This window comes from Halomonas sp. 72 (assembly GCF_052379785.1).
GTDB lineage: Bacteria > Pseudomonadota > Gammaproteobacteria > Pseudomonadales > Halomonadaceae > Vreelandella > Vreelandella citrativorans.
In genome coordinates, this window is the sequence record NZ_JBQSYY010000002.1 from 290,131 (window position 1) to 311,181 (window position 21,051).

18 protein-coding genes are annotated in these 21,051 nt (G+C 57.0%); 15 read left to right on the plus strand and 3 right to left on the minus strand.

The genetic code is table 11. The features are described from left to right. Positions 1–9 precede the first annotated feature (9 nt). From ACT3T6_RS03265 to smc, 8 genes are all read left to right on the plus strand, one after another. Positions 10–756, plus strand: a complete 747-nt coding sequence (locus tag ACT3T6_RS03265) for a heme ABC transporter permease (protein ID WP_193055342.1) — start codon at positions 10–12, stop codon at positions 754–756. Next, positions 756–965, plus strand: a complete 210-nt coding sequence (gene ccmD, locus ACT3T6_RS03270; RefSeq protein ID WP_193055343.1) for a heme exporter protein CcmD — start codon at positions 756–758, stop codon at positions 963–965. The genes ACT3T6_RS03265 and ccmD overlap by 1 nt, the downstream gene beginning before the upstream one ends. Beyond that, positions 955–1,431, plus strand: coding sequence for a cytochrome c maturation protein CcmE (ccmE, locus tag ACT3T6_RS03275; RefSeq protein ID WP_193055344.1), 477 nt, complete (start codon positions 955–957; stop codon positions 1,429–1,431). The genes ccmD and ccmE overlap by 11 nt, the downstream gene beginning before the upstream one ends. Before the next feature lie 49 nt (positions 1,432–1,480). Beyond that, positions 1,481–3,484, plus strand: coding sequence for a heme lyase CcmF/NrfE family subunit (locus ACT3T6_RS03280; protein WP_193055345.1), 2,004 nt, complete (start codon positions 1,481–1,483; stop codon positions 3,482–3,484). Beyond that, a complete protein-coding gene (locus ACT3T6_RS03285; protein WP_193055346.1) occupies positions 3,481–4,008 on the plus strand; it encodes a DsbE family thiol:disulfide interchange protein in 528 nt (175 codons plus the stop codon). The genes ACT3T6_RS03280 and ACT3T6_RS03285 overlap by 4 nt, the downstream gene beginning before the upstream one ends. Further along, complete coding sequence (locus ACT3T6_RS03290) at positions 3,999–4,466, plus strand: cytochrome c-type biogenesis protein (protein ID WP_193055347.1); 468 nt, start codon at positions 3,999–4,001, stop codon at positions 4,464–4,466. The genes ACT3T6_RS03285 and ACT3T6_RS03290 overlap by 10 nt, the downstream gene beginning before the upstream one ends. Continuing rightward, entirely contained in the window at positions 4,463–5,353 is an 891-nt protein-coding gene (ccmI, locus tag ACT3T6_RS03295; RefSeq protein ID WP_193055348.1) for a c-type cytochrome biogenesis protein CcmI, read from the plus strand. The genes ACT3T6_RS03290 and ccmI overlap by 4 nt, the downstream gene beginning before the upstream one ends. Positions 5,354–5,436: 83 nt before the next feature. Beyond that, positions 5,437–8,931: a chromosome segregation protein SMC gene (smc, locus tag ACT3T6_RS03300; protein WP_193055349.1), complete on the plus strand. Its 3,495-nt coding sequence runs from the start codon at positions 5,437–5,439 to the stop codon at positions 8,929–8,931. 8 nt (positions 8,932–8,939) lie between these two features. On the opposite strand, the gene ACT3T6_RS03305 is transcribed toward smc, so the two are convergent. Further along, on the minus strand, positions 8,940–10,109 hold the full coding sequence (locus tag ACT3T6_RS03305) for a mandelate racemase/muconate lactonizing enzyme family protein (RefSeq protein WP_193055350.1): 1,170 nt from the start codon (positions 10,107–10,109) through the stop codon (positions 8,940–8,942). A 57-nt stretch (positions 10,110–10,166) separates the two neighbouring features. Here ACT3T6_RS03305 and ACT3T6_RS03310 point away from each other — a divergent pair, with 57 nt between their 5' ends. From ACT3T6_RS03310 to ACT3T6_RS03325, 4 genes are all read left to right on the plus strand, one after another. Continuing rightward, entirely contained in the window at positions 10,167–11,087 is a 921-nt protein-coding gene (locus tag ACT3T6_RS03310) for a LysR family transcriptional regulator (protein WP_441678008.1), read from the plus strand. A 512-nt stretch (positions 11,088–11,599) separates the two neighbouring features. Beyond that, on the plus strand, positions 11,600–13,354 hold the full coding sequence (gene zipA, locus ACT3T6_RS03315) for a cell division protein ZipA (protein ID WP_193055352.1): 1,755 nt from the start codon (positions 11,600–11,602) through the stop codon (positions 13,352–13,354). 109 nt (positions 13,355–13,463) lie between these two features. Beyond that, positions 13,464–15,500: an NAD-dependent DNA ligase LigA gene (gene ligA / locus ACT3T6_RS03320; RefSeq protein ID WP_193055353.1), complete on the plus strand. Its 2,037-nt coding sequence runs from the start codon at positions 13,464–13,466 to the stop codon at positions 15,498–15,500. Continuing rightward, on the plus strand, positions 15,497–15,769 hold the full coding sequence (locus ACT3T6_RS03325) for a YheU family protein (RefSeq protein WP_172118191.1): 273 nt from the start codon (positions 15,497–15,499) through the stop codon (positions 15,767–15,769). Before ligA ends, ACT3T6_RS03325 begins: the two co-directional genes overlap by 4 nt. Here the strand turns inward: ACT3T6_RS03325 and mnmC are convergent. After that, complete coding sequence (gene mnmC / locus ACT3T6_RS03330) at positions 15,763–17,760, minus strand: bifunctional tRNA (5-methylaminomethyl-2-thiouridine)(34)-methyltransferase MnmD/FAD-dependent 5-carboxymethylaminomethyl-2-thiouridine(34) oxidoreductase MnmC (protein ID WP_193055354.1); 1,998 nt, start codon at positions 17,758–17,760, stop codon at positions 15,763–15,765. The genes ACT3T6_RS03325 and mnmC overlap by 7 nt on opposite strands. 156 nt (positions 17,761–17,916) lie before the next feature. Further along, the gene (locus ACT3T6_RS03335) at positions 17,917–18,216 is read right to left on the minus strand and encodes a YciI family protein (RefSeq protein ID WP_172118189.1); all 300 of its coding nucleotides are present in this window, start codon (positions 18,214–18,216) and stop codon (positions 17,917–17,919) included. Positions 18,217–18,415: 199 nt separating this feature from the next. Here ACT3T6_RS03335 and ACT3T6_RS03340 point away from each other — a divergent pair, with 199 nt between their 5' ends. The 3 genes from ACT3T6_RS03340 (at position 18,416) to ACT3T6_RS03350 (ending at position 21,051) form a co-directional block, all read left to right on the plus strand. Further along, positions 18,416–19,357, plus strand: coding sequence for a PHP domain-containing protein (locus ACT3T6_RS03340; RefSeq protein ID WP_193055355.1), 942 nt, complete (start codon positions 18,416–18,418; stop codon positions 19,355–19,357). Positions 19,358–19,421: 64 nt separating this feature from the next. Continuing rightward, positions 19,422–20,045 carry an L-threonylcarbamoyladenylate synthase gene (locus ACT3T6_RS03345; RefSeq protein ID WP_087108002.1) on the plus strand — a complete coding sequence of 208 codons (624 nt, stop codon included), beginning with the start codon at positions 19,422–19,424 and terminating at the stop codon, positions 20,043–20,045. A gap of 229 nt (positions 20,046–20,274) precedes the next feature. Then, positions 20,275–21,051, plus strand: a complete 777-nt coding sequence (locus tag ACT3T6_RS03350) for a 5'-nucleotidase, lipoprotein e(P4) family (RefSeq protein WP_172118187.1) — start codon at positions 20,275–20,277, stop codon at positions 21,049–21,051.

The window sequence follows — 21,051 nt, forward strand, 5'->3', positions numbered from 1 at the left end:
GAACACGTCATGTGGACCTTTATTCATAAATGGGGCTCGCCCAAATGGTTTTATGCAATGAGTGCAAAGGTGCAGCCCTGGTGCTGGGCAGTCTCCCTGGTACTCATTGCGACCGGCACGGTATGGGGGTTAGCCTTTGCACCCACCGAGGTGAATCAGGGGCAGGGCGATAGCTTCAGGATCATTTATGTCCACGTGCCCGCCGCCTTTCTTGCCCAGTCGGTGTTTGTTTCGATGGCGGCGGCGAGCCTGGTCTTCATGGTATGGAAGATCAAGGTGGCGGATATGGCCGCGACAGTTATGGCGCCGTTTGGGGCGGTGATGACGTTTGTGGCGCTTTTTTCCGGAGCGGTGTGGGGTGTGCCCACCTGGGGTACCTGGTGGATGTGGGATGCCCGACTGACCTCCATGCTGATTCTGTTGTTCCTGTTTCTGGGGGTGATCGCCCTGCGCAGCGCTTTTACCCGTCGTGAGGGGGGGGCAAAAGCGGCTTCGGTACTGGCCATGGTTGGGGTCATCAATATTCCGATTATCAAGTACTCGGTGGACTGGTGGTTTACGCTCCACCAGTCGGCGACCTTTACGTTGACGTCGCGGCCCCTCATGCCCACGGAAATGTGGCTGCCGTTACTGATCATGGTGCTGGGCTTCTACTGGTTTTTTATCGCTCTTACACTGATGCGTACGCGGAATGAAATCCTGCGTCGGGAAATTGATAAGCGTTGGGTCAGGGATTTGATCAGGGAGGCGCGGTAATGGCATTTACATCGTTTGGCGCGTTCTTGGCCATGGGCGGACACGGCCCTTACGTGTGGGCGGCCTGGGGCGTCACGGCACTTTTGATGGTTGCCTGCATCATTCATGCTCGTTTTGAGCGCCGCCAACTGGCCAGTGCTGTAAAACGCCGTGCCCGGCGTGGTGACCGTCATCCACCCCATCAAACGAGACATGCTGATGACACCTAAACGTCGCCAGAAGCTGGTGATCATTCTCGGCGCGCTGGCGCTAGCCGCCGTGGCGGTAGGCCTCACGCTCTATGCCCTGCGCGCTAATATCAACCTGTTCTACAGTCCGGTGCAGATTGCCCAGGGTGACGCGCCCATCGAGCGGACAATCCGTGCAGGCGGTATGGTAAAGGAGGGCTCGGTTGTCCGTGACCCGCAAAGCCTGAACGTCGAGTTCCTGGTAACCGACTACGTGGACGAGCTTGCGGTGGCCTATAACGGCATCCTGCCGGATCTGTTTCGCGAAGGGCAGGGCGTGGTAGTGGTAGGCAAACTGTCTACAGACGGGCGGTTTATCGCTGACAAGGTGCTTGCTCGCCACGATGAAAACTACATGCCGCCCGAAGTGTCGCAAGCGTTAGAAGAGGCAGGTTACTCGCCTGCTGATTATCAGGACCAACCGGTTGAAGCAGCCAAGCGTGAATAGGTTGAGCCAATGTCCTATACCCTAGAGTCCGTGTCATGCTGGAGTGCCGATGTTGGTAAAACTGATCCCTGAGCTTGGGCACTTCGCGTTAATTATTGCCCTGCTAATGGCAGTATTGCAGGGCGTAATGCCATTAGCCGGGGCGGCCACGCGCAGGCCGCTTTGGATGGCATATGGTCATCCCATGGCCACGGGGCAGTTTCTGTTTATCGCAGCGGCTTATGTGTGCCTAACCGCCAGCTACGCGCTGGATGACTTCAGTGTGGCGAACGTCGCCAACAACTCCAACTCGCTGTTGCCCTGGTACTACAAGCTCAGTGCGGTGTGGGGCAACCATGAAGGGTCGGTGCTGTTGTGGAGCCTGATGCTGGCGGGCTGGGGGTATGCCGCTTCGCGCTTCTCAGGCGGCCTGCCTCGCGACATGGTAGCGCGGGTACAGGGTGTGATGGGCTTGATTAGCGTGGGATTCTTACTGTTTATCCTGCTGACGTCCAATCCCTTCGAGCGGCTTTTGCCCAACGTGCCTCACGATGGCGCGGACCTTAATCCGCTGCTTCAGGATATTGGCTTGATTGTTCACCCGCCGATGCTCTACATGGGCTATGTCGGGTTTTCCGTCGTGTTTGCCTTCGCCATTGCCGCGCTGCTGGGGGGGCGGTTGGATGCGGCCTGGACGCGCTGGGCGCGCCCCTGGACCAATATTGCCTGGGCCTTTTTGACGGTAGGTATTGCATTGGGCAGCTGGTGGGCCTACTACGAACTCGGCTGGGGAGGCTGGTGGTTCTGGGACCCGGTGGAAAATGCCTCGCTACTGCCCTGGCTAACCGGCACCGCGCTGATCCATTCGCTGGCCGTCACCGAAAAGCGCGGCTCGTTTAAAAGCTGGACCGTACTGCTGGCCATTTTTACCTTTTCGCTATCGCTGCTGGGTACCTTTCTGGTGCGTTCTGGTGTACTTACCTCGGTGCACGCGTTTGCCAATGACCCCTCACGCGGCTTGTTTATTCTGGTGCTGCTGACGATCACCGTGACGCTTTCTCTACTGATATTTGCGCTGCGCGCGCCCCGCGTGAGCCATCATGCGAGCTTCAACTGGCTATCACGAGATTCGCTGCTGCTTATCAACAATATTCTATTGGTCATCATGACCGTGACGATTTTGCTGGGTACGCTCTACCCGCTGATTTTAGACTCGCTCAACCTGGGTAAAATCAGCGTGGGCCCGCCGTACTTTAATGCGCTTTTTGTACCGCTGACGGTTGTGATGTGTCTCTTTATGGGGCTTGGTCCGGTCGCTCGCTGGAAGAGCATGCCAGCCAGTGAACTGCGCCGTAAATTGTGGCTTGCTGGCGTCGCTGCGCTGGTGCTGGGTATGGTGTTGCCGCTGATATACACCGGTGAATGGAACCTGTGGGCCTCATTGGGTATTGTGGCTGCGCTGTGGATCGTGCTGCCGATTGGGAGGGACATGTGGGATAAAACCCGCCACGGCGCTAGCCGCCTGGCGGGTTTGCGCAAGCTTTCCCTAGCGTATTGGGGCATGGTGCTCGGGCATGTGGGAATTGCAGTGACGATTATTGGTGTGGCCGTGGTGTCCAACTATGCCACTGAGCGCACGGTGCGTATGGCGCCGGGCACCGAGCTTGACGTCGCGGGCTATCAGTTCACGTTGACGGAGCTTAAAAGCCGCCGAGGCGCCAACTTTATGGCCGATACGGCCGTCATTCAGGTGCGCAATATCGAATCAGGGCGTGGTTTTATTATGCGCCCTGAGAAGCGCTTTTATCTGGCAACGGGTATGCCCATGAGCCAGGTCGCGCTACGCCCCGGCCTGTTTCGGGATCTTTACGTTGCCATGGGTGAAGATTTGGAGGATGGCAGTTGGGCCATGCGCATTCAATATAAGCCTTTTGTACGCTGGCTTTGGTTGGGCGGTTTGTTGATGGCGTTAGGCGGCATACTGGCAATAGTGGATAAGCGCTATCGCCGAACCAGAACGGCCGACCGTGCCGACGTGGCCCGCTCGCCCAAAACGCAGGAAGCCGCGCTATGAGCCGTCGACTATGGCTGTTACTGCTACCGCTGGGTTTTCTTCTGGTGGCGCTGTTTTTATATCAGCGTTTGCAGCATGACCCGTCAGCCCGGGACTCGGCGCTGATGGCACGTGAGTTCCCGACATTTGAGGCCACCACGCTGCGTGATGAAGGCACCCTGGTTGATCAAACGCTGCTCAAGGGGGAAGTCTCACTGGTTAATGTGTGGGGCGAATGGTGCCCGGCCTGCAAGCAGGAAATGCCCCAGCTTTTGGCATTGGCCGACCAGGGTGTTCGTATGGTCGGGGTGAACTATCGCGATACCCGCGAAAAAGGAATGCACTTTTTAAACGAGTTTGGCGACCCGTTTGAAGTGAATATCTTTGACCCTGACGGCAGCCTGGGCTTTGACCTTGGCGTTTATGGCGCGCCTGAAACGTTTCTGGTCGATGCCGGCGGAATTATTCGCTATCACCATAAAGGCGATATCTCTCCTCAGGATGTGGCCGAGCGTATTTTGCCGGAGGTAGCCAAATGGCGTTAATACGTACCCTGGCCGTGCTCTTCCTGCTGTTGTCGACAAGCGTCGTGGCGGAGGGAATCGAGCTGCGTGAGTTTGACGACCCGGTGCTGGCGCAGCGTTATCACGCATTAACCGCGTCCATGCGCTGCCCGCTGTGTGAAAACCAGGCCATCAATGATTCGAACTCGCCTATCTCCGCCGATATGCGGGAACGGGTGTATCAAATGCTGCAGGATGGGCGCTCCGATAGCGAAGTGGTCAATCACATGGTAGAGCGCTTTGGCGACTATGTTCTCTATAATCCGCGCCTGGAGAGCCGCACCTATCTTCTGTGGGGGCTGCCCATTGGGTTAGGCGTCGGGGGTGTTTTGATCGTGCTGCTGATTGTACGCGCACGGCGCCATGCGTCTGCCAAGGCGCTAAGTGCTGAAGAGCGCGCTCGGCTGGATGCGCTGATTCAGCGCAGGAGATCCTCATGACGCTTTTATGGGTCGCCATGGCGATTGTCATGTTGCCAGCGATTGTCTTGCTACTTTCCCCGCTGCGTAAGGCGCATGCGCTTTATGACCAGCAACGCGCATATGAAGCCAACGACACTTCGGCCGAGCAGAACGTGGCCATTTTTCAGCGTCGGCTTGTCTCGTTAGAGGCGGCTCATGCGCGTGGCGATGTTAGTGCCGCGCAGTTTGAAGAAGGAACGCTGGAACTTGAGCGTAGCCTTCTGGAAGATACTGCCACGCTGGCCGTACGACCGCTACAATCGCCCCTTGCCGGGCGTTTAGCTGTGCCATTGATTGCCTTGAGCGTGGTGGCCATCAGTCTTTTTTGGTACCTGGAAGAAGGGGCCGAGGGTGATCTTGCCCTGTATGGCGTTCAGCAGGAATTACTCAACGACCCCGGCGCTACTCCAGACACGTATATTCGTCGTATGGAAGAGCAGGCCGCGCTTCAGCCGGGCAATGCCAACGTGTGGGCCTCGCTGTTTCCGCTGTATCGCGATACCGGCCAGGAAGATAACGCCATCGATGCGCTGGAACGGCTCATCGCGCTGGAAGGCCGGCTCCCTGCACTGCTCGCCCAGCTTGCGCAAATTCGCTTCTTTATGGCAGGACGTGAGCTGACCCCGGATGTGCAGCGTTTGGTGAATGAAACGCTGGCTCAGGACCCACGCCAACCAACGGTGCTCGGTCTGTTAGGCATTCACGCGTTTGATAACGGTGATTACGAGGGCGCAATGGAGCGCTGGCGGCGCGCGCTGGCAACGGTCAACGATCCGAACACGGCCGACTCGCTACGCGAAGGTATCCGCGCGGCCCAGGAACGCTTGGCCGATACATCCGAAACAGCGGCGGCTGATGAGCCTTGAGCCAATCACCGCTGCCGAAGTCGTTATGAATCATGTATTTTGAATACGTCTCATGTTTATAAATAATTTTTTGTAGGATTGGCATGCGCTTAACCTCTATCCGCCTTGTTGGATTCAAGTCGTTTGTCGATCCGGTCACGGTGCCCTTCGACGGTAATATGACCGCGATTGTCGGCCCCAATGGCTGTGGCAAGTCCAATATTATCGACGCCGTGCGCTGGGTGATGGGCGAGTCCTCCGCTAAAACCCTGCGTGGCGAGTCCATGGCCGACGTTATCTTTAATGGCTCGACTGGGCGCAAGCCGGTGGGCCAGGCGTCTATTGAGCTCAAGTTCGACAATCGCGACGGCACCATGGGTGGCGTGTATGCCCAATACGCGGAAATCGTGGTCAAACGGTTAGTGACCCGCGACGGCCAGTCCAACTACTTCTTCAATGGCCAAAAGTGCCGTCGACGGGATATCGCCGACCTGTTTATGGGCACCGGGCTTGGCCCGCGCTCCTACGCGATTATCGGCCAGGGCATGATCTCGCGATTGATTGAAGCTCGCCCCGATGATTTGCGCTCAACGCTTGAAGAAGCTGCGGGCATTTCTAAATACAAGGAGCGCCGCCGCGAAACCGAAAATCGTATGCGGCGCACCCAGGAAAACCTTGAGCGTTTGGACGATATTCGCGAGGAGCTGGATAAACAGCTTGAGCGCTTAAAGCGCCAGGCCGAGGCGGCCAAACGCTATCAGGAGTTAAAGCAGCAGGAGTACCGGCTTAAAGGCGAGCTGGCACTGCTACGCGGGCGCACCTTGCGAGTAGAGCAGTCGCAGCAGGAGAGCCGGGTTCGTGAGCTGGAAATCTCAGTTGAAAAAGATGTGTTTGGCGTACGCCAGTGCGAAACCCGCCTGGAGCAAGCTCGTGAGCAGCACGATGAGCTGGCTGAGGTACTGGAGCGCCACCAGCAGCAGTTTTTTGAAACCACCACGCGCATTGCACGGCTGGAGCAGGACCAGGCCCACCGGCGTAGCCGTGAGGCCCAGCTAGCCAGCGATATTGCCACTGCACGGCGCGAACTGGATGAGCAACGCCTGGTGAGCGAAGGCGACCGGGAGCGTCTTGCCGCCATCGACGAACGCTTTGAGGATCTGGCGCCCGAACACGAAGCGCTGGAAGAGCAGCTGGACGCCCTGGAACAGGCCCTCGCCGATGCTACCCCCGCCATGGAAGCCGCCGAGCAGCAGTGGTCGGACGCCGAAAATCGCTGGCGCGATGCCAGCCGCGAAGCCGACCGCAGCCAGGACCAGCTGCGCGATTTAGAGCAGCGTATTCAACGCCTACAGGCAGAAAGCCAGCGGCGGCGTCAGCAGCGCGGCGATTTGGCGGATTTGAGCGCGCTACGCGAAGAGCATGCTCAGTTCCAGGCACAGTTGGAAGAAGCCGAAGCGCGTTCCGAAGCCTTCACCCAAACGCGTGAACAGTGGCAGCAGCAGTACAGCGATGCCAAACAGCGTTATCAACAGGCAACGCTTACCCGTGATGATAAACGCGCTGAATTGAGCCAGCGCCAGGGTGAACTATCCTCGCTACAGACCCTGATGGATGCCGCGCTGGCCGACCACGACCCGGACATGGAAGCAACTCTGGCAACCCACGGGCTAAGTAATGCCCCCCGCCTGGGTGAAACCCTCAGCGTGACACCCGGTTGGGAGACGGTCATTTCCTGGCTGTTGGCGCCCTGGTTGAATGCTCGACTGGTCGCAAGCCACCAGCTTGCCGCGTTGCCGCAGGCGCTGGCTACCGACTGGTGTTTGATTGATGAGCAAGCGCCCGCCGCTTCAACCCAGGGCCAGCGGCTGGATTCACTGGTAAGCGGCGCTGGTGCGATAGGTGAATGGTTAGCAAGTATTCACTACGTTGAGTCCGGCGCCGAGGCTGAGCAGCTTGCGCCCGGCCTTGCAGCGGGAGAAAGCGTTGTTAGCCGTGACGGCGTTTGGCGGGGGCGCGGCTGGCTGCATCAGCAGGCCAATGGCGAAGGCGTTGATGCCTTACTGGTAACGCGACGCCGTTTCAAGGAGCTGGACGCCCTGCGCGAGCAGGATGAAGACGCGCTGGCGCTGGCTGAAGAGCAGTGCGAAACGACCAGTGAGACTATTGAAGCCCTGGAGCTTTCCCGTGAACAGCAGGCTGAGCAGGAGCGTGGTCATGCTGCAAGCGTTCAGCAGTTGGCCATTAAAGAGCGTAGCGCTGCCCAAAAGCTGGAGCATTTGGAGAGCCGGGCCACCGAGCTTGATGCGGAGCTTGGGCAACTGCAAGAGGATGAAGCGGCGTTAACGCTTACCCTGGAGGAGCAGCGCGCCCGCTGGAATGTGGCGATGGAAACGCTGGAAACCACTGCACAAGCACGCGAAGAGGCCAGCGAGCAGCGTGGCCGCCAGCGCGAACAGCGCGACCAGCTGACTCAGCAACACGGCCCGTTAAAAGCACAGCAGCAAACGCTGGCGTTAGAGCGTGAGCGGTTAACCGCTGAGCGGAGTAGTTTGCGCGCCCAGCAGACGCGCTCAAGCGACAGCGAAGAGCGCTTGACGCTACGCATAGCAGAGCTAGAAGCGTCGCGGGAAACGCTACTTGAGCCGGACGAGTTGGCCGGTGAAGAGCTTGAAGAGCTACTACATCAGCGTGAGCAGCAGGAGCGCCGCCTTAACGAAACGCGCCAGCAGGCCCAGTCGCTGGCAGAACAGCTGCGCAATGATGAGCTGGCCCGCCAGCAGCACGAACGCAATCTTGAACAGAGCCGCGAGCAGCTTCAGCAGCGGCGTATGGATGTTCAGGCGCTGGCGCTAAAAGCGGCCACGCAAGATGAGCAACTGGCCGAACTGGGGCATGACGCCGATGCCCTGGCCGAGAACCTGCCAAGCGATGCCAGTGAACAGGTTTGGCAGGAGCGTTTGGAAAGCACCGGCGAGAAGATACGCCGCCTGGGCGCCATTAATCTGGCAGCGATTGAGGAGTACGACCAGCAGGCCGAGCGACGCAACTATTTGGAAGCCCAGCACGCCGAACTGACCGAAGCGCTGGAAACCCTGGAGCGAGCGATCAAGCGTATCGACCAGGAAACGCGGGTACGTTTCAAGGAAACGTTTGATCAAGTGAATAGCGGTTTGCAGGAACTCTTTCCCCGCGTGTTTGGCGGTGGGGCGGCCTGGCTAACGCTCACAGGTGATGATTTATTGGAAACCGGGGTGGCGATCATGGCGCGTCCACCGGGCAAGAAGAACAGCACGATTCATCTGCTCTCCGGTGGGGAAAAAGCACTTACCGCGCTTTCGTTGGTGTTCTCGATCTTCCAGCTCAACCCCGCGCCGTTCTGTATGCTCGATGAAGTTGACGCGCCGCTGGATGATGCCAACGTGGGGCGATACGCCAAGCTCGTAAAAGAGATGTCGGAAAACGTTCAGTTCATCTATATCACCCACAACAAGATTGCCATGGAAGCCGCCGAGCGCCTGATGGGGGTGACCATGCAGGAACCCGGCGTGTCGCGCTTGGTATCGGTGGGGATTGATGAAGCTGCGGCGCTGGTGGATTAAGCCTCAGCTTAGCCTTCGCCCAGCTCGCGCATCACTGCATACAGCCTGGATTTGGCTTCAAAGCCTACGCCCGGAATATCGGGCAGGCCGACGTAGCCATTTTCAACCTGAATGCCGTCAGCGAAGCCACCAAACGGCTGGAAGACATCCGGATAGGATTCGTTGCCGCCCAGGTGCAAGCCAGCGGCGATATTCAGTGACATTTGGTGGCCGCCGTGGGGTACTACGCGGCGCGATGACCAGCCAAGCTCATCCATCACTTTCAGCGTGCGCATGTACTCCACCAGCCCGTAAGAGAGGGCGCAGTCGAACTGCACGAAATCGCGGTCGGCACGCATGCCTCCATGGCGTAGCAAGTTGCGGGCGTCCTGGTGCGAGAACAGGTTTTCGCCGGTCGCCATGGGTAATTCATAATGGTTGGCAAGCTCCGCCTGAAGCGCGTAATCCAGCGGGTCACCGGCTTCTTCGTACCAGAAGAGGTTATAAGGCTTTAGCGCTTCGGCGTAAGCAATCGCCGTTTTCAGGTCAAAGCGCCCGTTAGCATCTACTGCCAAGCGGCTGCCATCGCCTACGACTTCAAGCACGGCTTCGATACGCTGAATATCTTCCTCAAGCGGTGCGCCGCCAATCTTCATTTTTAACACGTTGTAGCCACGCGCCAGGTAGCTGCGCATTTCGTCCTGCAGCCTGGTGTGGTCTTTACCAGGGTAGTAGTAGCCGCCAGCCGCATACACCCAGACCTTATCGTCGGCTTGGCCGTTTCGATAACGCTCGGCAAGCAGCTGGTAGAGCGGTTTGCCCTCAATTTTGGCGACTGCATCCCAAATTGCCATGTCGATCGTGCCTACCGCGACCGAGCGCTCACCGTGCCCGCCGGGCTTTTCGTTTTTCATCAGGGTGTCCCAGATAGCAAACGGGTCCAGGTTGTCGCGGGCGTGATCAATGAGCGTGTCGGGGTTGGCCTCGGTGATTCTATCCAGAAAGCGGTCACGCATGAGCGCTCCCTGGCCATAGCGCCCGTTGGAGTTAAAACCGTAGCCAATCACGGGTTTACCGTCGCGTATCACATCAGTGATGACGGCCACGACCGAACAGGTCATTTTGGAAAAATCGATATAAGCGTTGGCAATCGGGGAGGCAATCGAAACGGTTTTCTCGCGAATATCCACAATACGCATGGCAAGCTCCTTGGTGGTCAAGTGCTTAACCCTATGCGTGACAAGGGGGGCTGCCCAATGCTATTACTAGGTGCTCCCATGCTGAAACGGCATTGCCCCATGGAACTCGTCTGGTTAGAAGACTTTACCGCCCTTGCCGAGCACGGCAGTTTTGTACGTGCTGCAAACGCCCGACATATTACCCAGCCCGCGTTCAGCCGACGGATCCGCGCGTTTGAACAGTGGATGGGCGTTAGTCTGTTTATTCGCACCCCACAGGGCACCACGCTCACCGACGCCGGTAAACACATACAGGCCAGTGCGTTTGACGCGATTGGCCGACTGTACCGCTTGCGGGCTGAAGCACAGCAAATTGCCGGGGAAGCGACCCGAACGTTGCAGTTTGCAGCGACGCACTCGCTGTCATTTACGTTCTTCCCCCGTTGGATAAGAGCCCTGGAGCAGGGAGCGCCCATGGAGGCCGTGCGCCTTCACTCGGATACAATGTCCACGTGTGAGCAGTTGTTGTTACAAGGTGACTGCCAGTTCTTGTTAAGCCATCGGCATTGCGCTGTTCCCTCACGGTTATCGCCTGACCAGTTTGAGAGTATAAAGGTGGGCGAGGATTCGCTGATTCCACTGGTGGGAAAAGAATTAAGCAGTTCTCAGTGCCTGGAAGTGTTGCCTTACCTGGGATATACCGATGCTTCGGGATTAGGCCGTGTTGTTAACCACTGGCTTAATGAAAATGCCACTTCTCTTATAAGTGCACCTCGCTTTACCAGCCACTTGGCTGCGGTGTTGATGTCCATGGTGTTGGAAAATAAAGGCCTGGCATGGATACCTAAAAGCCTTTCAGAACAAGAGATTAGCGATGGAAGGTTGGTGCGTGCATTAGATGATTCGTGGGACATCCCGTTAGAAATACACCTGACCCGACCACGTGTATTAGCCAGCCACTTTGCGAACGCATTCTGGCAAAAGCTGTCCAACGGTTAAGCAAATAACTGCTACAACTGTTAACAAATTGAGTAGAAATAATAAAAAAATGTGTAAAAACGCTCAACTTATCTATATTGATCATTATAAAATTGTGGTTAATGCTATGGTAGATTTACCTTGAACTAGTGTGGCTGAGCTGGATTAAAGCCTTTTGCTGTTTTTATATACAGTAGTGGTAGGTTGGTTGTTAAGCTCGCTTCGCTTTAAGGATTAAGTAAACATTAAGTAAGATAGATGCAGTACATATACACCAGGATTAAAGAGCAGATTCACGACCTGAATAATAGCAACTGAGTCTGATCACGATGAACGTCAATATTGCTTAGAAAACGTCAGGAACTGTACTTAGGAACTGTGCTTAGGAACCGTGCCATGACGTAGAAATCGCTAAAAAATGGCTCTATTTATAGTAACCGCGCTATGCTAGTGGTATTTATTTACCACCTGAAAGGTTTTCACTCAGGTATGGCGCTTTAGTAACCGGTTAAATGACCCATGGAATGTTCGACATGGAACTAAGAGAATGGTTAATCATTTTAGGACTGGCGTTGGTGTCGCTCATCGTAGTCGACGGTGTACGACGACTCCAACGCCAGCGGCGCGTCCCTCGTCTGGACCAGGCGGTTAAGGATCTTCCCGAGGCGAAGCTAACCGAGCTGGATGATGAGGCTAAAGAAGCCGAAATTAGCTGGGAGCTTCCGAACGGTGGCGCACGTGTCGTTAAACCTGCGGACTATAGTGGGGTCGGCGCGAAACCCAAGTTGGAACGTCAAGACCATCCAGGGCCTTCCAGAGTGCTATCCGAATTTAGGCGCTCCTTTGCCAATGCGGTCCCTAAGCGTAAAGCGACTGCTCCGCCAGTGGATACAGCAGCATCTGCACAGCCTCAGCGCCAGGCCGCTGCGCCTAAAGCACGCCCGGCTGACATTGATCGTCGAGAGCCAAGCATCTTCCCGAATAGCGACGCTCCAGCTGACGTGAGCCAGGTTGAACCCCAGCCAACGGCACAAGCCAATCCTGTTAACACTCAGCCGGTAGACAAAACAGCGTCAGAAGCGCATGCGCCTATTGCCGAGCAAGTGCCAACCCAAAGCAAGCCACACACTGGAGAGCCGTCTATCTCCCTATCTACTGCCAACGAAGAGTCCGTTGCTGCGAAAGAAGAGCCTGTCGCGGTGAATGAATCCGTCGCGGTGAATAAGGAGAGCCCTGCTGAGCCGGTCCTCGCTGTTGAAACAGACGCCGATCCTGTGTTGCGTGCAGAGCCAGAAGATGCCGCTTCGGCCAGGGCGCCCAAGCGTCGTCAACTGCGTGAAGATACGGCCGGCGAGTATGACGAGCTGGATGATGATGCCGTTGATGAGTATCGGCTGGTTGATTTTGAGGGTATGGGCCGCTCGCTTAAACGTCGCCTGATACAGCGTCGTCAGGAAAAAGCCCGTAAGAAAGCTGAAAAGGCCAAGCGTGCTGAAGCCGCCGCCAAGCTGAAAGCAGAGCGCAAAGCGCTTGAAGCCGAGCAGCGCCGTGAAGCAAAAGAAGCTGCCGAGGCAGAAAAAGCCCGCATTGCCCAGGAACAGGCCGAAGCCCGCGAAGCCGCCGAAATTGCTGCGGAAGCGCAACGGGCCGCTGCACGCCATGACGAGTCTGAACCTGCTTATGCGCATGAAACATCAGCGGATCAGTACGATGACTATGAAGCCTACGATGAAGCGCCGGTGCGTGGCTCGCGTGATAATGTCGTACGTGCTCACCCAACGCTTGAAAAAGCGTTGCGTCATGATGTGCCGGGTGAACATGCCAAAGAAACATTGACCAACGCCGATGAGGTGGTGGTTATCAGCGTGCTCTCCCGGGACCCGGAAGGCTTCGATGGCAGCAAGTTGCTGGAGCTCATTATGGCGTGCGGTCTACGCTACAGCCGTGCCATGGGTGTGTTCCACCGCTTTGAAACAGAAAGTGACGACAGCGAACTTCAGTTCTCAATGATTAACGTGGTCAAGCCTGGCACGTTCCCTATTGAAGAGATGGGTGAGTTTGTAACGCCAGGGATCACCTTCCTGATGCCCTTGCCAGGAGCAGTCGACAGCTCTGCAGCCTTTGAAGCCATGGTGGAAACCGCTATGGCCGTGGTTCGCCATATGAGTGGCGAGCTGAAGGATGAAAATCGCAGCGTCATGACGGCTCAAACCATTGAGTTTGCCCGCCAGCGGGTGCATGAGTTTGAACGCCGCCACCGCCTGCATCGCCACATGCAAGCCCACTAAGTAGCGCTTGCTGTTAAACACCCGCCTTCTTGCAGAAGGCGGGTGTTTTTGTTCCAGGATGTGTCTTTTTTGTGATTGATTTTAGCCCGTACGATGGAAACCAACGTTAATGAGTCAGCCTGACCCCCAAGTGTTGGAAGCAGTCACCCAGCTGCGCGCCGAGCTTGATGAAGCCAACTACCGTTACTACGTATTGGATGAGCCAACGTTATCAGACGCTGACTACGACCGGAGGCTGCAACGCTTAAAGCAGCTGGAAGCTGAAAACCCAACGCTCGTCTCTCCGGATTCACCGACTCAGCGCGTGGGTGCGGCGCCTGCTGATGGCTTTCCTTCGGTCGCCCACGCCATCCCCATGCTCTCGCTGGATAACGCGTTTAGCGGTGACGACATCGTGGCCTTTGCTGAGCGCGTCGCAGAGCGCTTGGAGTGCGCAGCAAATGACGTTGAGTTTACCTGTGAGCCGAAGCTTGATGGCGCTGCGGTATCGCTGGTGTATGAGCAGGGCGTGCTGGTGAGTGGCGCCACCCGTGGCGATGGCCGCACTGGGGAGGGCATTACCTCTAACCTGCGTACGCTGCGCTCGGTGCCTTTAAAGCTAATGGGCAAGCAGATCCCTGAGCTTTTGGAAGTGCGCGGTGAAGTCATCATGCGCCACCAAGGCTTTGAAGCGCTTAACGAGCGTGCACGCGAGGAGGGTAGCAAGGTATTTGCCAACCCGCGTAACGCCGCTGCCGGTAGTTTACGTCAGTTGAACCCGGAGATTACTGCTACCCGCCCACTGGAATTTCATGCCTATCAGGCGGCGCGTCTGGAACCGGACATGGGCGACACCACGCATAGCGAACTGATGGATCGACTGGTAACGCTGGGCTTTCGCGCCAGCGCGGAGCTAAAGGTGCTGACCGGCCCGCAGGCGGTCGTTGAGTATTGCGAGCAGTTGGGTGAGAAGCGCGACCAGTTGGGCTACGACATCGACGGCGTGGTGATCAAGGTGAATGCACTGCGCTATCAGCGTGAGCTTGGGTTTGTGGCTCGCGCTCCCCGCTGGGCAACGGCATTTAAGTACCCCGCTCAGGAAGAGATCACCACGCTTAATGACGTTGAGTTTCAGGTAGGCCGTACGGGTGCCATCACGCCAGTGGCAAGGCTTGAGCCCGTTAGCGTGGCAGGCGTTACCGTATCCAACGCGACGCTGCACAACGCCGATGAAATCACCCGCCTGGATGTCATGATTGGCGATACAGTGGCTATTCGCCGCGCAGGCGATGTGATTCCCCAAGTGGTCCGGGTCGATAAGGAAAAACGCCCAATAGACGCGCAGCCGATTGTGTTCCCCGAGCACTGCCCGGTGTGCGGTTCGGATATCGAGCGCGTGGCAGGCGAAGCGGTAGCGCGCTGCTCGGGTGGGCTTTTCTGCGCTGCCCAGCGTAAAGAAGCGCTCAAACACTTCTCTAGCCGCAAGGCCCTGGATGTAGATGGCCTGGGCGTCAAACTGATCGACCAGCTGGTAGAGCTGGATTGGGTGAAAACACCTGCCGATCTGTTTCACCTGACGGTTGAGCAATGGCAGAGCTTGCCGCGTATGGGCGAAAAATCGTCCATTAATCTGGTCAACGCGCTGGATAAAGCTCGTCATACGACGCTCGCTCGGTTTATCTACGCGTTGGGCATTCGCGAGGTGGGTGAGGCCACAGCAGCCAACCTGGCGAGCCATTTTGGAACGTTGCAAGCGCTTCAAGCAGCCGAACAGGCCGCGCTTGAGGCGGTCAACGATGTTGGCCCCATTGTGGCGGCCCACGTGCACACCTTTTTCCGCCAGCCCCATAACCAGGAGACCCTGGCTGCCTTGATTGAGGCAGGCGTCACCTGGCAGGAAGCCGACGTTACCCAAGGCCCTACGCCGCTAGAAGGCCAAACCTGGGTACTGACGGGCGCCATGGAAAGCATGACCCGTGACGAGGGTAAGGCTCGGCTACAGGCGCTTGGCGCCAAAGTAGCGGGTAGCGTTTCGAAAAAGACCACGGCGCTGGTCGCCGGTGAAGCGGCCGGTAGTAAGTTAACCAAAGCGGAACAGCTGGGCGTAGAGGTTGTGGATGAAGCCACCTTTATTGAGCGCCTTGCGCAGTGGGAGCAGAGCGAATGAGCCGTTTCATTGAAGTACCCGCCCGCATGTTGCCGCCGGAAACCCTCGATGCGTTGCTGGAGGCGTTTGTTACCCGGCAGGGTTATGACACCACCGATACCGGCACGGGGATGAAAGGGTGGGTCGACGAGCTGAAACAGCAGTTGGCACGTAGTGAACTGATTATTGCCCATGACCTAAAGCTTGAAATGACCGAAGTAATGACCCTGGCGCAGTGGCGTTCCTTCGGTCGTGATCTGGCAGACGATGAGGAAGAGGGTGACTACTGACCGCGAATAATCGCGCTGATAATACGCCGCCCGGGATGCAGATGGTCGGCCAACTGAGCCTCAATCGGCATGGGGTCGTCAAGCAGCCGGGAGGCAATAAGCTCGGCGCATAACGGCGCACTGGAAAGCCCGCGGGAGCCGTGGGCGGTAGATATCCACAACCCTGGGCAGTGCTCACCCGGGGCGTTTGGCACTCGCGAGGCATCTTTTGCCAGCACGGCATAGGCTGACTGCCAGGCCGAGGCGTTGGGGACTGGGCCTGCATAGGGCGTTTTATCAGGGCTTGCTGCACGTACCGCCGCGCGCCCTTCAAGCGCCTGTGGAGTCAGGTGGGTGCCTGCGCTTTCAAGTTCTGCCACCAGTGCTGGAAGTGTTTGGCGAAGCTCGTCAATATTGCGCTGGTGGTCGGTATCGGTCACGTCGGTAGAAGCATTGTTGGGCACGAAGCTTGCCCCAAAGGTAAGCACCCCTTCAATGGCGGGCGACACATAGCCACCGGCGCATACCACCCGCTCAGGGCCTTTTACGCCTGCGGGCAGCCTCACTTCACTGACCTGGCCGCGCACCTGTTGGAGCGGCAGGCTGGCCGTTTGAGCATACGTATTGGCGTAGTGAGCGCTTGCAATCACCACCTGGTCTGCACTTATCGTATTTCCATCAGCAAGTGCGAGCTGCCAGCGGTCATCTTCACGCGTAAGGGACGTAACATCGCCCTGTCTCAGCGTGATATTAGGCGTTTGGAGTAAGTGCTCACATAGCGCCTTGGGCCGCACCCAGCCTGCGTGTGGATAAAACAGGGCGTGTTCAGCGTTAATGGTAATACCGGCTTTCTCACTCAACCCTTGGGTAAGCGGCGACACCACGCTTTCGGGCAGCACATGCTGCTCGCTAAAGCGCTGCTGGCGCTTGGTCTCTTTCGCGTTGGTGGCCAGTTGCACGACGCCGCAGGGCTGCCAAAGCGTTGGAACCTTGAACTGATTAAGCCAGCGCTGGCTGTATAAAAGGCCGGAGAGGTAAAACCGGCTTTGGTGGTTGGTGTCGGCCGCAAGCTTCACATAAAGCGCCCCCTGGCGGTTACCCGAGCCGCCTGCGCCGGGTGCTTCGCGCTCGATCACCGTCACATTAACGCCACGCCTGGCAAGTGCTGCTGCCACGCTGCACCCAGCGATCCCTGCCCCGATAACCGCCACCTGCTGCGTGGGAAGAGGCGCTGGCGGCGTAAACCAGGGCGTTGCCTCACGGCGCTTATCGGTAGGCGGTGTGTCAATCATGCCTGCCAGTATTTCGCGCTTATGCCCGCAGCCCGGGACTTTTTTCCAGCTAAAGCCTGCCGCTTTCAAGCCCCGCTTAACAATGCCCGCGCAGGTGAACGTGGCAAAGGTGGCCCCCGGCCGAGAGCGCGCCGCCATGGCCTCAAACAGCTCGGGCTGCCACATTTGTGGATTTTTAGAAGGTGCAAAGCCGTCCAGAAACCAGGCATCGACCTGACCATCTAAAAGCGTCAGCCGCTCGGTGGTATCGCCATAATGCAGATCCAGCGTCACGCGGTCGCTCAGGTGCAGGCGGTGTACGCCGCTAACGGGTGAGGGCCACTGCTCGCAAAGCCGCTGTGAATAACCGGCAAGCGACGGCCAGGCGCGTAGGGCGCGCTCAAGCGATACCTGATCCAAGGGATACTTTTCTGTGGATAAAAAATGCAGCCGTGCCCCGGTTGGCGCGTGCTGCTCAAAGCAGGCCCAGGCACACAGCATATTAAGGCCCGTGCCAAAGCCGGTTTCCCCGATCACAAAGGCGCGCGTGTTTTCCCAAGCGGCAAATCGCTCAGGCAAGCGGTTGGTATTTAAAAAAACGTGCTCGGTTTCTTCAAGACCGCCCTCACGGGAAAAGTACACGTCATCAAAATCATCCGAGTGCGGTGAAGTGTCACTCCAGGTGAGTAATGGCGCGCTTAACGCCGTTAAAGGGGGTAAATCAGTAAGGCGTTGAGGCACGCGGATATCCGTAATGACTGAAGTGGTTAAAAAATAATCAATTTGTTAATCAGGGCGCTATCTCTGGCTTAGCGAAAAGCGTCCGCCGGGTTTGCACAGAGTTTTCCACAGGCTCTGTGAATTAGCAGGCGGACCCTCCACACTCGCCCTAATCGGTCAAGGCAAAACTTTCTTGAACGGCTTAACAATTACCTTGGCATAGACACCTGCAATGATGTATGGATCGGCGTCAGCCCAGCCCTGAGCGGCTTCCAAACTGTCGAATTCAGCCACCACCAGGCTGCCGCTAAAACCCGCGTCGCCGGGGTTTTCAGTATCCGCAGCGGGGTGCGGGCCCGCGAGCACCAAGCGACCTTCATCGCGTAGCGTTTCCAAGCGTGCCAAATGGTCCGGGCGGGCCGCCAGGCGGCGTTCAAGGCTATTCGATACGTCTTCACTAATAATGGCGTAGAGCATGGGGATAACTCCTTAAAAGCATGTAGTAAAGCGCCCTATGCAGCATTGACCGCATCTACATAAGCGCGCACCATGGCGAGCGTTTGTAAATCGTCCCACGCGCAGCGCTGTGAACACCAGGTCTTTTGAACACAGCACTTTATAACTGTTCGTGGTAGACATCCCTATTCTGACAAACTCGCCACATGACGTCATGCCCATGCCTCTACTTCCTGCAACGTTACTTCCTGCGGTGTTTGATGCCGATCAGCGCTACACGGCTGACCTGCATATGCACTCAACGGCGTCGGATGGCGCGTTAACCCCCACGGAGTTGGTGTCGCTGTGCGCAGCGCGTGGCCTTACCCACATGGCGCTGACAGACCATGACACCATGGACGGCATCGACGAGGCTGGAAAGGCGGCGGTACAAGCCGGGCTATGCCTGGTGCCTGGCTGCGAGTTATCCACTCGCTGGCAAGGCATTAACATCCACGTCGTGGCGCTGATGCCCGGTGGCCTGCAAGGTCCGCTGGTTGAAGGGCTTGAACAGCAGCGGCTGGCGCGTATTCAGCGCGCAGAAGTGATAGCCGAGCGGTTAGAGAAAGTGGGCCTTAAAAATGCCTTGGAAAAAGCCCGGGAGCAGGCAGGCAGTGACCGCCCGCTAGGCCGGCCTGATTTTGCCCGCGCGTTAGTGGCCGAGGGGGTTGTGGCCGATTGGGCCACTGCGTTTAAACGCTACCTTGGCAGCGGTAAAAAAGGCGATGTTAAAGCTCACTGGCCAGAAATCAGCGAAGTCGTCGAGTGGGTGGTGGCCTCTGGTGGCGTTGCGGTGATTGCCCACCCTTTACGCTACGGCTTAACCCGGCGTAAGCGAGGGCAGTTAATGGATACCTTTCAGGCCGCAGGTGGTGACGCGGTTGAATTGGTGAGTGGCCAGCAGAACCCGGATGTCACAAGGGACCTGGCTCGTCAAATGGTCGAGCGTGGGCTTTACGCCTCGTTAGGCAGCGACTTCCACTTTCCCGGCAGCCACGCCGCCCCTGGCAGCATGTGCATGGTGCCGCGCACGGCCGCGCCGCCCATTTGGCAGCACCCTCGCTTAGCGCATTTACGCAATGCCCCCGCTGGTCCATTAGCCGCTGCGTCAGCTATGGTATGAGTAAGCGTTTGATAAAAGCGAATACCCTAATGGACTGAAACGCGCCCACGGGCAGGAGCAGACAATGAGCCAATATTTCCAGATTCATCCAGAAAACCCACAAAAGCGCCTGATTGATCAAGCGATTGAGATTATTCGCAAAGGCGGTGTGGTGGCTTATCCCACTGACTCAGGTTACGCGTTAGGCTGTCATCTGGGCGAAAAGAAGGCTATTGAAAAGATCAAGTGGTTGCGCTCGCTGGATGACAAGCACAACTTTACGCTGATGTGCTCGGACCTTTCGGAAATTGGCACTTACGCCAAGGTAGATAATGCGGTGTTTCGGCTGCTGAAAGCGCATACGCCAGGACCGTACACCTACATTCTGGATGCCACGACAGAAGTCCCGCGCCTGCTGCTGCACCCCAAACGGCGCTCCATTGGCGTACGCGTACCTGATCACCGGATTGCTCATGCGCTACTGCAAGCGCTTGGCGAACCGCTAATGAGCGTTACGCTGATTCCGGTGGGGGAGGACCTTCCCATGAGCGACCCAGAGGAAATTCGTGACCGCTTTGAAGCGCATTTGGACCTGATTATTGACGGTGGCGCCTGCCACCTGGACCCCACCAGCGTCATCGACCTGCGAGAGCTACCGCCCAAAATTGTCCGTGCCGGACGCGGTGACACGGCTCCCTTCGCCAACTGACTTACCCACGCCATGCTCTGGCAGCTGCTAGGCATGGCGCGATCTGTTTATCTGCACTCCCGATGTAAATCTATCGTCACCTTTCATGCCAGTTATACTCTATTTTTATTATTTGAATGACCAATAAAAATAAATTAGGCTAAAAACGCCAAATGTTCATAATAATTTTTTATAAATTGAGTGGAATTCGCTTTCCGCCCGATCATCATAAAAAAATGGAGAGTGCTTAATGACGATGTTCCGTTATCGCAGTGCCGTTATTGCTTCGGCTTTCGCAAGTCTGGCAGCGTTACCTGTGTCTGTTAATGCTGTGGCCAGCGACAGTGCCGCTTGTGAGATGAATGAGTACGCAATGGGGCTTCGCTACCAGCAGCAGGCTGCCGAAGTCATCGCGTTGCAGCGGCAGGGGTTCGAGCTGGCAACGTACCGCTTGAAGGACCAGATAGCTGCCCATGGTGAAGACGCTGAGCTGGCTATCATTACCGATCTTGATGAAACCGTTATTGATAACAGTGCGTTATTGGTGCGCGATATGCAGGCGTGTCACGACTTTACGACTTGGGACACGTGGAAACACTGGGAGCGCGAAGGTGAGCCGAGCCTGATCCCGGGCGCCAGAGCTTTTTTGGAATTTGCTGATGAGCAGGGCGTTGCCATCTATTATGTCTCTGACCGCTATGAGGAAAACAAGTCGGCAACGCTAGCCACTCTGGAGACGTTAGGGTTACCCCAAGTGTCCGAGCAGAGCGTTATGCTGCTGGGGCCGCCCAAAGGCGAGCGTCGGGCCGTCGTGGCCGAGCAGTACGCGCTGGTGATGCAACTGGGCGATACGCTTCACGACTTTTCTGACGTGTTTGCTGGCGTTGAGCTGGAGGAGCAGAAACGGCTGGTAGATGAAAACGCTGAACGGTTTGGGCAGGACTGGATCGTGTTCCCCAATGCGACCTATGGCAGCTGGCGCAACGCTGAGCTTGATGTCTGGCAGGCTCCCTTCGAAGACAATTAA

Coding starts and splice junctions, on each gene's coding strand:
- ACT3T6_RS03280 (WP_193055345.1), top strand. CDS start 1,481: ATGTTGGTAAAACTGATCCCTGAGCTTGGGCACTTCGCGTTAATTATT.
- ACT3T6_RS03305 (WP_193055350.1), bottom strand. CDS start 10,109: ATGCGTATTGTGGATATTCGCGAGAAAACCGTTTCGATTGCCTCCCCG.
- ACT3T6_RS03325 (WP_172118191.1), top strand. CDS start 15,497: ATGAGCCGTTTCATTGAAGTACCCGCCCGCATGTTGCCGCCGGAAACC.
- ACT3T6_RS03310 (WP_441678008.1), top strand. CDS start 10,167: ATGCTATTACTAGGTGCTCCCATGCTGAAACGGCATTGCCCCATGGAA.
- ccmD (WP_193055343.1), top strand. CDS start 756: ATGGCATTTACATCGTTTGGCGCGTTCTTGGCCATGGGCGGACACGGC.
- ACT3T6_RS03285 (WP_193055346.1), top strand. CDS start 3,481: ATGAGCCGTCGACTATGGCTGTTACTGCTACCGCTGGGTTTTCTTCTG.
- ccmI (WP_193055348.1), top strand. CDS start 4,463: ATGACGCTTTTATGGGTCGCCATGGCGATTGTCATGTTGCCAGCGATT.
- ACT3T6_RS03345 (WP_087108002.1), top strand. CDS start 19,422: ATGAGCCAATATTTCCAGATTCATCCAGAAAACCCACAAAAGCGCCTG.
- ACT3T6_RS03350 (WP_172118187.1), top strand. CDS start 20,275: ATGACGATGTTCCGTTATCGCAGTGCCGTTATTGCTTCGGCTTTCGCA.
- ACT3T6_RS03340 (WP_193055355.1), top strand. CDS start 18,416: ATGCCTCTACTTCCTGCAACGTTACTTCCTGCGGTGTTTGATGCCGAT.
- ligA (WP_193055353.1), top strand. CDS start 13,464: ATGAGTCAGCCTGACCCCCAAGTGTTGGAAGCAGTCACCCAGCTGCGC.
- ACT3T6_RS03335 (WP_172118189.1), bottom strand. CDS start 18,216: ATGCTCTACGCCATTATTAGTGAAGACGTATCGAATAGCCTTGAACGC.
- ccmE (WP_193055344.1), top strand. CDS start 955: ATGACACCTAAACGTCGCCAGAAGCTGGTGATCATTCTCGGCGCGCTG.
- ACT3T6_RS03290 (WP_193055347.1), top strand. CDS start 3,999: ATGGCGTTAATACGTACCCTGGCCGTGCTCTTCCTGCTGTTGTCGACA.
- smc (WP_193055349.1), top strand. CDS start 5,437: ATGCGCTTAACCTCTATCCGCCTTGTTGGATTCAAGTCGTTTGTCGAT.
- zipA (WP_193055352.1), top strand. CDS start 11,600: ATGGAACTAAGAGAATGGTTAATCATTTTAGGACTGGCGTTGGTGTCG.
- ACT3T6_RS03265 (WP_193055342.1), top strand. CDS start 10: ATGTGGACCTTTATTCATAAATGGGGCTCGCCCAAATGGTTTTATGCA.